This window comes from Oceanobacillus sp. NCCP-135 (genome assembly GCF_059698015.1).
In genome coordinates this window covers 99,116-111,927 of the sequence record NZ_BAAKSZ010000009.1, presented here as the reverse complement: position 1 = coordinate 111,927, position 12,812 = coordinate 99,116, and the positions used below count along the sequence as shown (strand labels likewise).

General features: G+C 34.8%; 11 protein-coding genes. All 11 read right to left on the bottom strand.

Annotated features, from left to right (window positions below):
* Nucleotides 1-66: 66 nt before the first annotated feature.
* Nucleotides 67-366: a hypothetical protein gene (locus AC6HVZ_RS08860; protein WP_497557788.1), complete on the bottom strand. Its 300-nt coding sequence runs from the start codon at nucleotides 364-366 to the stop codon at nucleotides 67-69.
* A 621-nt stretch (nucleotides 367-987) separates the two neighbouring features.
* The gene (gene glnA / locus AC6HVZ_RS08855; protein WP_497557787.1) at nucleotides 988-2,325 is read right to left on the bottom strand and encodes a type I glutamate--ammonia ligase; all 1,338 of its coding nucleotides are present in this window, start codon (nucleotides 2,323-2,325) and stop codon (nucleotides 988-990) included.
* Between the two features lie 89 nt (nucleotides 2,326-2,414).
* The gene (locus AC6HVZ_RS08850; protein WP_497557786.1) at nucleotides 2,415-2,804 is read right to left on the bottom strand and encodes a MerR family transcriptional regulator; all 390 of its coding nucleotides are present in this window, start codon (nucleotides 2,802-2,804) and stop codon (nucleotides 2,415-2,417) included.
* Between the two features lie 132 nt (nucleotides 2,805-2,936).
* Nucleotides 2,937-4,181, bottom strand: coding sequence for a methionine gamma-lyase family protein (locus tag AC6HVZ_RS08845; protein ID WP_497557785.1), 1,245 nt, complete (start codon nucleotides 4,179-4,181; stop codon nucleotides 2,937-2,939).
* 6 nt (nucleotides 4,182-4,187) lie between these two features.
* Nucleotides 4,188-5,426, bottom strand: coding sequence for a GTPase HflX (hflX, locus tag AC6HVZ_RS08840; RefSeq protein WP_497557784.1), 1,239 nt, complete (start codon nucleotides 5,424-5,426; stop codon nucleotides 4,188-4,190).
* A 111-nt stretch (nucleotides 5,427-5,537) separates the two neighbouring features.
* Nucleotides 5,538-6,458, bottom strand: coding sequence for a stage V sporulation protein K (gene spoVK, locus AC6HVZ_RS08835; protein ID WP_497557783.1), 921 nt, complete (start codon nucleotides 6,456-6,458; stop codon nucleotides 5,538-5,540).
* 107 nt (nucleotides 6,459-6,565) lie between these two features.
* Nucleotides 6,566-6,790 (bottom strand): RNA chaperone Hfq, encoded by a 225-nt coding sequence (hfq, locus tag AC6HVZ_RS08830; RefSeq protein ID WP_497557782.1) that lies wholly within the window; start codon nucleotides 6,788-6,790, stop codon nucleotides 6,566-6,568.
* Between the two features lie 38 nt (nucleotides 6,791-6,828).
* Nucleotides 6,829-7,764 carry a tRNA (adenosine(37)-N6)-dimethylallyltransferase MiaA gene (miaA, locus tag AC6HVZ_RS08825; RefSeq protein WP_497557781.1) on the bottom strand — a complete coding sequence of 312 codons (936 nt, stop codon included), beginning with the start codon at nucleotides 7,762-7,764 and terminating at the stop codon, nucleotides 6,829-6,831.
* Between the two features lie 25 nt (nucleotides 7,765-7,789).
* Nucleotides 7,790-8,239 (bottom strand): Dps family protein, encoded by a 450-nt coding sequence (locus AC6HVZ_RS08820; RefSeq protein WP_497557780.1) that lies wholly within the window; start codon nucleotides 8,237-8,239, stop codon nucleotides 7,790-7,792.
* 60 nt (nucleotides 8,240-8,299) lie between these two features.
* Nucleotides 8,300-10,144 (bottom strand): DNA mismatch repair endonuclease MutL, encoded by a 1,845-nt coding sequence (gene mutL / locus AC6HVZ_RS08815; RefSeq protein ID WP_497557779.1) that lies wholly within the window; start codon nucleotides 10,142-10,144, stop codon nucleotides 8,300-8,302.
* Between the two features lie 23 nt (nucleotides 10,145-10,167).
* Nucleotides 10,168-12,744 (bottom strand): DNA mismatch repair protein MutS, encoded by a 2,577-nt coding sequence (mutS, locus tag AC6HVZ_RS08810; RefSeq protein WP_497557778.1) that lies wholly within the window; start codon nucleotides 12,742-12,744, stop codon nucleotides 10,168-10,170.
* Nucleotides 12,745-12,812: the final 68 nt, after the last annotated feature.

Genomic DNA, 12,812 nt, shown 5'->3' with positions numbered 1-12,812 from the left:
TTCTTGGCTGGGACATGTGAACTTCTGTCGAAAAATTGTGAACTTCTAGCCAATACACTGTGAACTTCAGCCGAAAAATTGTGAACTTCTAGCCAATACACTGTGAACTTCTGTCAAAGAACAAAAGTGCGAGTGATACATATTTAATTCATCAAATAATAAAAGTAAAAAAATAAGAAAAACACTTAAAGATTTAATTAGATCAGATATGACTAGTGTATATTTTCGGTTCCAGCGATCAGTAAAAACACCACCAAATAATAGTACAATTGTCTGTGGAGCTATATAAAATGTGTTAGCGAGACTTAATTCAACAGCACCACCATTTATATGGAATACTAAAAAAGGTAAGGCTGCTTGGTACATAGAAGCCCCAAAAACAGAAACAGACTGTCCCAACCAAAACCTAAAAAAGTTTTGGTTGGATAGCGCATTAAAAAGGTTCGATTTCGCAAAAAATTTAAACTTGAGCTTTTAATCTAACTCATTAACTTTCCATACTATTCCTGTTGTCATTGAACAAATATACATTTCTGATCCATCTTCATTAAATCTCAAGCAAGAAGGCATGGTTAATCCCTGTATTACTAGTGGTTCAAATCGATAATCCTTTTGTATATTAGGATCGATTGTGACTATTGTTCGTTTATGAGGCTGATTAATATAAATCTTTCCATCGCTAGGTCTTGTTTTCATTCCATCCTTCAGTAGGACAATACTTGAAAGTTCTTTAAGTCCATAAATTCACAGGTAATTCAAAGTCGGATAGTTTCGCTACGGCTTTAGCACTGAGACCGGACATAGCGATTCCGAAAACTAAATTACCCAAGGATCTTGAATTTTTTAAACAACAAAAAACCGACCAGTTAAAAATACGGACGGTTTTTTACTTTCGTCTAAGAAATTATAAAATTTGTGGGCTATGGATAACAAAACAACCGAATCAGCCACGTCCGGCTCCCAAATTAAAATCCCTGTAGATTCTACTTAGTAAGACGTCAAATACTGCTCCCTCTCCCATGGATGTACAGTTGTTCGAAACATATCCCATTCAATTTCTTTTGCTTCTATAAAATGTTCGAGTAGATGTTCACCTAGAGCTGAAGTGATAACTTCATCTTTTTGCAGTTCTTCCAACGCACTCATTAATGTTGCAGGCAAATTCTTAACACCGTTTTCTTCACGTTCCTCTTTACTCATTACATAAATGTTGCGATCAACAGAGGTTGGTGGAGTTAATTTATTCTGCACACCATCAAGCCCCGCAGCAAGTAATACTGCCATAGCCAAATATGGATTCGCTGATGGATCCACACTTCTTACTTCAATACGTGTGCTTAATCCACGTGAATACGGTATACGAACTAGTGGACTCCTATTTGAGGCAGACCATGCAACGTAAGAGGGAGCTTCATAACCTGGAACTAATCTTTTATACGAATTAACTGTTGGATTGGTAACTGCAGTAAAGTTTGTAGCATGCTTCATGATGCCGGCAGTAAATTGAAAAGCTACATCGCTTAATTGAATTTCACCTTCTGTATCAAAAAATTTATTTTTGCCATTTTTGAACAAAGACATATTGACATGCATTCCAGATCCATTTACGCCAAACAGTGGTTTTGGCATAAATGTTGCATGTAAATTATGCTTTCTTGCAATAGTTTTAACAACCAATTTAAATGTTTGAATATCATCAGCATGTTTTACAGCATCAGAATATTTAAAATCAATTTCATGCTGTCCTGGTGCTACCTCATGATGGGATGCTTCAATTTCAAATCCCATTTCTTCCAACTCCAAAACAATATCTCTACGGCAATTTTCCCCTAAATCCGTTGGTGCTAAGTCAAAATAACCTCCATGGTCATTAAGTTCTAATGAAGGGTCTCCATTTTGATCAAGCTTGAATAAAAAGAATTCTGGTTCTGTTCCAATATTAAATGCATCGAAACCCAATTCTTCCATTCTTTTTAAATTTCTTTTGAGATTATAACGTGGACATCCTTCAAATGGAGTTCCATCCGGATTATAAATATCACAAATAAACCGTGCTACTTTTCCTTTATCAGACGTCCAGGGAAATACTACAAAAGAATTCAAATCAGGAAATAGGTACATATCTGATTCTTCAATACGAACAAATCCTTCAATGGAAGAACCGTCAAACATCATTTTATTATCAAGCGCCTTATCCAACTGGCTTAGTGGAATCTCCACATTCTTAATAATCCCAAGCATATCAGTGAATTGCAGCCGGATAAACCTAACATTTTCTTCCTCAATCTGTTTCTTAATTGCTTCTTTCGTAAACCTGTCACTCATTCTTTCTCCTCCTAAATTTTTCAAGTATATAAATTAGAAATATAAGATATTCATTTCAAAAAGGATAACCTTCATTTCTTATACTTTTTTTAATGCTTTACAAAAAATCTTGATAGTTCACCTTGTCTTAAACTTGCTTTTCCATACCTTCCTGCTTCATTTAATTCATTTTTCAATATTTGTTTTAATTCTTTTTTAGTTAAATCAGATCCCTTTGGCTGAATTATCTCGTCTTTTTCTTGTCCAGTTAATAAGAGTTTTATCCCTGCTATATTAAGACCTTTATCCAATAAATCTTTAATTTCCAAGAGTCTATCTACATCATTAAAAGAAAACAAACGCTGATTTCCAGATGTTCGTACTGGAGCTATTAATTGATTCTCTTCGTAATATCTAATTTGTCTAGCTGTTAGCTCCGTAAGCTTTATCACAATACCTATAGAAAATAAAGGCATAGAGCGGCGATCCTGATCCTTCAATTCATGACCCCCTATTTTTTTATAGTTAACACTATACAAGATGTAAGGTAATCTGTCAATATTTTGTAAGTATACCTAACATAAATGGAATAAAAAAAGAAAAGAGTAAAATTTTTACCCTTCTCTTCTACCCTATTTTATAGATAAATACGCATTATTTTGCAAAGCTTTTACCGATGCAATTAATGCAATTTTCACATGTGCATATGTAAGTCCACCTTGAACAAAAACAATATACGGCTCTCTAATAGGCCCATCTGCAGATAATTCAATACTTGAACCTTGAATAAATGTTCCTGCAGCCATAATAACATCATCTTCATATCCGGGCATTTCACTAGGATATGGTGTGACATACGAATTTACAGGGGAATTTTGTTGGATCGCCTGACAGAATGCTATCATTTGCTCTGCATTATTAAATGTAACGGATTGAATTAAATCAGTCCTTTTTGCTCGGTAATGTGGTGTTGTTATGAAGCCAGCCAATTCTAAAAGTCTTGCTGTAAATATTGCTCCTTTTAATGCTTCACCAACTATATGCGGAGCTAAAAAGAATCCTTGGTACATTTCCTGAAGTGTGTTTAATGTCGCGCCCATAGCTTTACCCAAACCTGGAGCAGTTAATCTGTTGGCACATAGAAGAATAAGCTCTTTTCGTCCGACAATATACCCACCTGATCGCACGATGCCACCACCCGGATTTTTAATAAGGGAGCCTGCGATTATATCTGCTCCAACATGTAATGGTTCCTTTTCTTCAACAAATTCACCATAGCAGTTATCAACAAAAATAATTAAATCTTGATTGATGTCTTTAACAAATCGAATCATTTGCTCTATTTCATCGATTGTAAACGAAGGTCTGTCATCATACCCTTTCGACCGCTGTATACCGATAACTTTTGTTTGACTTGATATCGTATTTTTTACAGCTTCATAGTCAATTTTTCCATTCTCCTTTAAAGTCACCTCATTATAAGTAATATTATAATCCATTAAAGACCCCGTCTTACTTCCTCTTATTCCAATGACTTCTTCTAATGTATCATAGGGTTTTCCGGTAATATAGATCAATTCCTCTCCCGGACGCAGTAACCCAAATAATGCTGTTGATATCGCATGTGTACCTGAAACTAACTGTGGTCTAACTAGTGCATCTTCTCCACCAAATACATCTGCATATACCGCTTCTAATGCCTCACGACCAAGATCATCATAGCCATACCCGCTTGTTGAGTTAAAATGGCTGTCACTTATCCGATTTTTTTTAAATGCATCGAGAACACGCCTTTGATTTATCTCGACAATCGTATTGATTTCCTTATGTTTTATGCTGCAATCATCATCTGCTTGTTTAATTAATTGATCAATCATGTTCAGTTACTGCCCCTTTAATAAGCTTTTTAATGAATCGTCTTTTATCATAAAACCTTTCACAATGTATTGATTAATATCTTCATCAAAAAATTTCTTTTCAATAATTGTCTCACGTCCCAATCGGTTAAGCATTTTCCCTTCATCTGGATCTAGATTTAAGATATACCTATCCCACTGGTCTTTTAAAACATCTTCCATTTTTTCTAAAAGTATGTCAATGTCTAATTGTTCAGTTGCACTAATAAAAATATACGGGTGATGCATTGGTATTAAATCATCTTTTATTAAATCGTTCTTATTGTATACTGTCAGCATCGGTAGTCTATGGGCATCAAGTTCCTCAAGAAGCTGCATAACCGTATCTTGATGCTGTTCCTGATCTATATGAGAACCATCAACAACATGTAATAAAAAGTCTGCTTCTGTTACTTCTTCGAGAGTTGATCGAAATGATGCAATGAGAGCGGTGGGTAATTCTTGCAAAAACCCTACCGTATCTGTAATTAACGCCTGAAAACCTGATGGAAGCTGAACTTTTCTTGTTAAAGGGTCAAGTGTTGCAAATAACTTATTTTCTTCTAATGAATTGCTATTTGTCAGCTGATTGAATAATGTAGATTTACCCGCATTTGTATACCCGACAATTGCAATTTGAAAAACATCATTATTTTTTCTACGTTTACGGTATTGATTACGTTGCATAACAACCAACTTTAATCTCCTTTTTATATCATAAATTCTTCTTCTAATATGCCGTTGATCTGTTTCCAATTTTGTTTCACCAGGACCTCTTGTTCCAATCCCTGCTCCTAGTCTTGACATTGCTACACCTTGTCCATGAAGTCTCGGTAACAAATATTCCAACTGAGCAAGTTCAACCTGCAGTTTTCCTTCTTTTGTTCGGGCACGTTGTGCAAAAATATCTAAGATGAGCTGACTGCGATCGACTAATCCAACTTCAAGCCGACTGGTTAAATTTCGTAATTGACCTGCGGATAACTCATCATTGGAAATAACTAAATCAATTTCCAGATCTTCTATCTCTCTTTTTATTTCCTCTAACTTTCCCTCACCTATATATGTTGCAGGGTGGATACGACTTCGATTTTGCGTCATTACTTTCATTACCATTCCACCCGCAGTATCACTTAAAGATATCAGCTCATTTAAAGAAGATTGAAATCGTTCCTCATTTTGTCCTTGTTTTTTTACTGCAATAACTAGTATTTTTTCTTCAGGCATGTTTACTAACCTCTTTCTTTATCACACATTTATAAGCACGATATCATTATTCAAGTATCTATATCATATCAAAGAAGTATTCACACCACAAAATGCACTATTTTAATAACCTTAATTATCGAACTGTATATCCTTTCCTGTCAGATAGATAAGATCTTCTGACTGAAATCGATCTTTGGCTAATAAACGTACAGCATGCTTTCGAATTGCTTGCTCTATTACATTTCGTACATATCGTGCATTTGAAAAATTACGCTCTTTTTCAAGCGTTTTTTTATCTAAATGAGCATGTAACTTCCATTCTGCTTCTTTCGTTAATTGATATTCTCTTTCTGATGCCATTTGTTTTGCAATTTTCATTAAATGATCCACATTGTAATCTTTAAAATCCAATATAAAAGGAAATCTGGATTCGAGACCTGGATTTAACGTTAGAAAACGATTCATTTCATACGGATAACCAGCTAAAATGAGAACAAAATCATTATGGTTATCTTCCATATGCTTTACTAATGTATCAATAGCTTCTTTACCAAAGTCTTTTTCACCACCGCGAGCAAGGGAATATGCCTCATCAATAAATAGAATTCCACCCATTGCCTTTTGAATAATCGACCGTGTTTTCTGTGCAGTTTGCCCGATATACTCACCTACAAGGTCCGCTCGCTCCGCTTCAATAAAGTGCCCTTTCGAGAGTAGATTCATATCGAAGTAGATTTTAGCCAGTTTTCTGGCGACCGTGGTTTTCCCTGTTCCTGGATTCCCCTTAAAAAGCATATGAAGGACTTGTTTGGAACAGGTAAGTCCAATCTTCTCCCGTTTTTCATTAACAACAATTGTAGCATAGATTTCCTTGATGGTGCGTTTTAATTCCTTCATAGCAATGAATGATGAGAATTGTTGATCGATATGTGTAAATGGGCTATTTTTAATAAAATGTAATTGCTTGTCATGAGTGATTTGTACTTCCTTTTTATCATGTAAAACAATATTGATTTGCCCATTTCTATTTCTTGTCATCTGTGTTTCCATGTCATCACCCCTCAGTCAATTTATTATACGCCCGGGATAAAAAAGTTGTGACAAATGCCTATATAATATTAAAAGCGGACGCTCTCCCCTGAGCGTCCGCTAATTGTTTATTCTTTTTCAAGTGAAATATTTTTAACAGGTGCAAAAGTTGAAATAGCATGTTTAAATATTAACTGCTGCTTGCCTTCAGTTTCCAATAACACAGTAAAATTATCAAAAGCTTTTACAATACCCCTTATTTGAAAACCATTAGTCAAAAATACAGTAACCGAGATATGATTTTTCCTCAGTTGATTTAAATATTGATCTTGAATGTTCGCAGTTTGAGCCATAGCATTTCCTCCTCTTTTCTATCTATATATAATAATTTCTACATATTTTTCAAGAATCCTGCTAAATCATCTAAAATTATTCTAAATCTTTCATTAATTGAATCGGGTGTAATTGTATACCATGTAATATTCATTTTATTTCGAAACCAAGTATACTGTCTTTTAGCATATCTTCTCGAATTGCGTTTTAATCGTTCGATTGAATCCTCAAGACTTTGTTCGCCATTTAAATATGGGATAAATTCCTTATATCCAATTGCTTTCATTGATTGCATATTTGCAAATCCTTTACGATACAAATGTTCCACTTCTGCAAGAAGACCTTCTTCTAGCATGGAATCAATTCGTTGATTAATTCGATCATATAATAGTTCTCTATCCATATCTAATCCGATAATTAAACTATTGTAGACAGGTGTAAGCTTTTGCTCTTTTTGATATTGAGACATGGTTAATCCAGTTGTTTCATAGATTTCTAATGCACGAATAACCCGTCTGTGATTATTTGGATGAATTTTTTCTGCCTGTTCAGGATCAATTTCTTTTAGTCGATTATATAGCGGTGTAATTCCTTTGGACTCTGCTATTTCTTTAAATTGGTTTGTAACAGAACCATCTCTTTTTTGATTTGAAAAATTATAATCATATAATGCGGCCTGTATGTATAAACCACTTCCACCTACAATTATTGGCAGTTTGTGACGTGCAATAATTTCATCAGTATATTTCCTAACATAGAATTGAAAATCAGCGACAGAAAATTCTTCATCCATACTTTTAAGATCAATCATGTGATGGGGAATTCCTTGCATTTCACGCTTGCTTATTTTCGCTGTACCAATATCCATACCTTTATAAACCTGCATGGAATCCCCACTGATTATTTCCCCGTTAAACCTTTTAGCAAGCTCAATGCTTAGTTTTGTTTTACCAACAGCAGTTGGTCCGACAATCGCAATTACATTGTTTTTCATTAGTATTCCCCTAGATTATATTGATTTATTCATATGCACGATATGCATGAAGCATCCAGACGTACTTCTCCAGTTTTGCTTGTATGGAAATTAACATATCCTCCGTCGGATTATCTTCCTGTTTACTTGCAAGCAGAAGACCTTCCTTCTGAATTTCTAAAATAATTTGTTCATAATCCTTAACTAATTGAAGAATCATTTCATCCTCTTTATCATCAGCATTAGCTTCCTTCAACGTTGTTTCTTTTAAATATTTAACCATTGTTGCTAATGGTTTTCCATCTATCATTAAAATTCGCTCAGCAATCTGATCCAGATCATTTGCAACCATGTTATACATTTCTTCAAATGTCTCATGCAATTGAAAAAAATGCCTTCCTTGAACAAACCAATGATATCGGTGTAATTTGACGTACATTACAAAGTAGTTTGATAATAATTGGTTTAGGAAATTAATAAGCTTTTGATTTTCCATCATACACCTCGCTTGTCCTTTTCCCATAGCTTTAGCAAGGTATATTCTATTTATACATTTCTACATCACACGTTTGAACATTTTTTCCAGTTCATAGGAAGAAAAATGTACGATAATCGGTCTTCCATGGGGACATGTGAATGGGTCTGTTGTTTGACGTAAATCTTCCAGTAATCGAAACATATCCTCATTATTTAAATAGTGATTTGCTTTGATTGATCGTTTACATGACATTAAAATTGCTGCATCTTCCCTAATGGACTCTATATTGATTTTTGCCTCCGTCATAATTTGTTCGATCATTTCTCGTATAACCTCTTCTTCAAATCCTGTTGGGAACCAGTTAGGATGAGAACGGATAACATAAGTTTGGTGACCAAATGATTCAAAAAATAAGCCAACCCGTTCTAATTGTTCTTTATATTGCTCAATAAAAATTGCTTCCTGCTTCGAAAATTCAAATGTTAAAGGCAGCAATAATTCCTGTGCTTCATTCATCGTATTACCTAGTTTTTTTTTAAAGAACTCGTATTTGATTCGCTCTTGAGCCGCATGCTGATCTATCATATATAAGCCATTTTCATTTTGAGCCAGTATATAAGTTCCCTGTAGTTGACCAATAGGATACATTGCGGGAATGCGCTGTTTTGATGCTATTTCTTCAGGGATGTTAGTTTTTTCCATCCCTTGGCTTATCTCATTTTTTATAGGTTCCGCTAAAGTATTTTCTTTTGTAACATTCTGTTGTTCGTCGTAATCCTGTCCTTGTGTTTGCCTGATTTCCGGCTGCTTTTCATGTACTTCTCTATCTGTTTCCCAATTTATTACAGTATCATTCTTAGGTTTAGAGCGATCAAAATTCATTGTATGTTGTACAGACTTTTCTTTCGGTATTGGTTTTTGCTGTAATTCTGGAATCAGAGTTATTTCTCTGAATTTAGTTCGAATCGTTTCTTCAAGTAAAGTAAATAACTCTCTATCCTTACTAAAGCGGACTTCCAATTTTGTAGGATGTACGTTTACATCCACTAAAATAGGATCCATGTTTATTGACAGAACGGCAATGGGAAACTTTCCGATCGGCAGTAAAGTATGGTATGCACGAATGATTGCCTGTGTAAGCGGAATGCTTTTAATGTAACGTCCGTTTATAATTGTTGTTATATAATTACGTGATGCTCTAGTCACTTCTGGTTTTGCAATATAACCTTCGATAGAAAAGTCTATTGTTTTATTATTGATGGGAAGCATTTTTTTTGCTATCCCCATTCCATAGACATTTGCTATTACCTGAAGTAAATCTCCCGTTCCGGACGTTTTAAATAAGCCTTTTCCGTTATGTGTTGCTTCAAACCTTATTTCTGGATGCGCTAATGCCATTCTATTTAACAGATCAGTAATATGACCAAGCTCTGTATGAAGATTTTTCATGTATTTTAAGCGTGCTGGTGTATTAAAAAATAAGTCCTCTACAAAAAACTCTGTTCCTTTTCTCGCATCACTTTTCTTTTTCTGTGTTACTTTTCCACCTTCTAAGGTTAATAGGGTGCCAGCTTCATCACCCTGTGAAGTTTTAAGCGTTAATCTGCTTACAGAGGCAATACTTGCAAGAGCTTCACCCCGAAAGCCTAATGTTTTTACATGGAATAAATCACTTTCATGTTTAATTTTACTTGTTGCATGCCTAAGGAAAGCTCGTTCACAGTCTTCTTGTGACATACCATCTCCATCGTCAGTAATTTTGATTTGCTGTAATCCAGCTTCCATAATTTCAATTTTAATCCATGTACTGTTTGCATCAATGCTGTTTTCGACTAATTCCTTCACAACAGATGCCGGTCTTTCAACAACTTCACCAGCAGCTATTTTATTAGCTAATTCATCAGGCAATTGTACGATTTTCATGTAAACAATCCCTTCTATAAAAACTATTTCTTAGCTTCTTTTTGCAGTTTATATAATTCATTCATTGCTTCCAATGGTGTCATTTCAAATAGATTTAAACGCTTTAGCTCATTGATCACTTTCTCATGTGATACTCCCACTTTTTCTTTTTTGGCTGGTTTTTCTTCTTCCACAAAAAATGATAACTGACCAGCATCTATTTTCCGTGTCTGCAATGTTGGCAAATCCTCACTTTCCAATTGCTGCAAGATTGTGCTTGCCCGTTCAATTAGAGTTTCAGGCAGTTCTGCAAGCTTAGCAACATGAATACCATAGCTCTCATCAGCTGCACCATCCTTAATTTGATGAAGAAATACAACATTTCCTTCATATTCCTCTGCTCGGACATGAATATTTTTCAACCTGGAAAGTGATTCTTCCAATACTGTCAGCTCATGGTAATGTGTCGAAAATAAAGTTTTGGCATGGATATTGTTGTGAATATATTCCACAATTGCCTGCGCCAGCGCCATTCCGTCATAAGTGCTTGTCCCACGCCCGATTTCATCGAATATAATTAAACTTTTTTCGGTTGCGTTTGTAATCGCATGATTAGCTTCCAGCATTTCCACCATAAACGTACTTTGACCTGATACCAGATCATCTGCAGCACCAATCCGTGTAAATATTTGATCAAATAGGATTAGATCTGCATTGTCACAGGGAACAAAACAGCCAATCTGCCCCATAATAACTGTAAGAGCCAGCTGTCGCATATATGTACTTTTACCTGACATATTTGGACCGGTAATTAATAACATATTTTTACTATCATCTAGTAAAACATCATTGGGTACAAATGAACCGTCCTTCATAACCTGTTCTATCACTGGGTGTCGACCGTTTTTTATAGCTAATCGTTTGTCGACAAACTGAGGCCGCTTATAATTATTAGCTTCACTGACTGTTGCAAATGCTTGTAAAACATCAATCTTACTAACCATATCAGCTAAATGCTGGAGCTCAGGAATATATTCTTTAATTTGTTCGCGAATTTCAATAAATAGGCTGTATTCTAAATCTACACTTTTTTCCTCTGCTTCTAGAATAAGCTGTTCTTTTTCTTTTAATTCTGGTGTTATATAACGTTCAGCATTGGTAAGTGTTTGTTTTCGCTCATATTTTCCTTCTGGAAGTAAATGCAGATTAGCTTTAGTAACTTCAATATAATATCCGAACACTCGGTTATAGCCGATTTTAAGTGATCTAATTTTTGTTTCTTGTTTTTCCTTTTGTTCTAATTCTACAATCCACCTTTTACCATTTTCACTAGCATATCTATACTTATCAAGCTGTTCATTGTAGCCATCCCTAATTATTGATCCTTCTTTAATAGATACTGGTGGATCATCTACTATACTCTTATCCAATAAGTCTATTAAGTGTTCAGGAAATATAAGCTCTTGAGCCAGTTTTTTCATTTGTGTTTGCTCAAACTGGCTTAATATCGTTTTTACTTGTGGGATTCTCTCCAACGATTGCTTTAATTGAATAAGGTCTCGTGCATTAACATTACCAAAAGCAATTCGACCGGCAAGTCGTTCTAAATCATATACTGATTTTAATTTTTCACGTAATGAATCTCTTTCCATGAAGCCTTGATAAAAACCTTCTACAATTTCCAGTCTTTCTTCAATTGTTTTTTTATTTAATAAAGGGCGTTCCAGCCATTTTTTCAGCATCCTTGACCCCATTGCTGTTACTGTTCTGTCAAGCACCCATAAAAGACTGCCATGCTTTTCTTTTTTTATAATCGTTTCGGTCAATTCAAGATTACGTTTGGAATACATATCAAGTGATAAGTAATCATTTAATTCAATTACTTCCGCTTGCTGCAGATGATCAAGTGAGCGCTTCTGTGTATGTTGAACATAATTTAATAATCGACTAAACGCCTTCATCAGACGTTCATCATTTAAATTTTCAGATAGATTTCGATACTCCGCATTGAAGTTCACTTCATCCTGATACGATAAAGTGACATTTAACCGTTCACGCAATTGTTCTTGCATATCATCTGGTAAATTAGAGGAAATTACAATTTCCTTTATCGGCTGATTGTATAATTCATGAATTACAGCATCCCACCCCTGTGTAAAAAGAGCGAGACGATTTTCACCTGTTGATAAATCATTATAAACGATTACATAGGAACCATCGTTGAAATGGGAAAGGCTAGCAATGTAGTTATTTTCATTTTCATGAAGCATATTACTTTCCATCACCGTTCCTGGAGTAATAAGTTGTACAACTTCCCTTTTCACGACACCCTTTGCTGTTTTTGGATCCTCCACTTGTTCACAAATAGCAACTTTATATCCCTTATCTATTAAAACTTTTATGTAATTTTCGGCTGCATGATATGGAACTCCACACATTGGGATGGGTTCCTTTTGTCCGGAATCACGTTTTGTCAATGTAATTTCCAATTCTTTTGAGGCAACGATTGCGTCATTAAAAAACATTTCATAAAAATCGCCTAATCGAAAAAATAAAAAAGCATCCTTATGCGCTGCTTTAATATTTATATATTGCTCCATCATTGGTGTGTGTTTTGCCATGTTTAATCCTCCAAAAACCGTATAATATTCTTATACCATTATAACATATTTTCAAATAGCAAGATGAA

Excerpts from the sequence above, each read along its gene's own strand:
- AC6HVZ_RS08860 (WP_497557788.1), bottom strand. The coding sequence starts at position 366 with ATGTACCAAGCAGCCTTACCTTTTTTAGTATTCCATATAAATGGTGGT.
- glnA (WP_497557787.1), bottom strand. The coding sequence starts at position 2,325 with ATGAGTGACAGGTTTACGAAAGAAGCAATTAAGAAACAGATTGAGGAA.
- AC6HVZ_RS08845 (WP_497557785.1), bottom strand. The coding sequence starts at position 4,181 with ATGATTGATCAATTAATTAAACAAGCAGATGATGATTGCAGCATAAAA.
- hflX (WP_497557784.1), bottom strand. The coding sequence starts at position 5,426 with ATGCCTGAAGAAAAAATACTAGTTATTGCAGTAAAAAAACAAGGACAA.
- spoVK (WP_497557783.1), bottom strand. The coding sequence starts at position 6,458 with ATGGAAACACAGATGACAAGAAATAGAAATGGGCAAATCAATATTGTT.
- hfq (WP_497557782.1), bottom strand. The coding sequence starts at position 6,790 with ATGGCTCAAACTGCGAACATTCAAGATCAATATTTAAATCAACTGAGG.
- miaA (WP_497557781.1), bottom strand. The coding sequence starts at position 7,764 with ATGAAAAACAATGTAATTGCGATTGTCGGACCAACTGCTGTTGGTAAA.
- AC6HVZ_RS08820 (WP_497557780.1), bottom strand. The coding sequence starts at position 8,239 with ATGGAAAATCAAAAGCTTATTAATTTCCTAAACCAATTATTATCAAAC.
- mutL (WP_497557779.1), bottom strand. The coding sequence starts at position 10,144 with ATGAAAATCGTACAATTGCCTGATGAATTAGCTAATAAAATAGCTGCT.
- mutS (WP_497557778.1), bottom strand. The coding sequence starts at position 12,744 with ATGGCAAAACACACACCAATGATGGAGCAATATATAAATATTAAAGCA.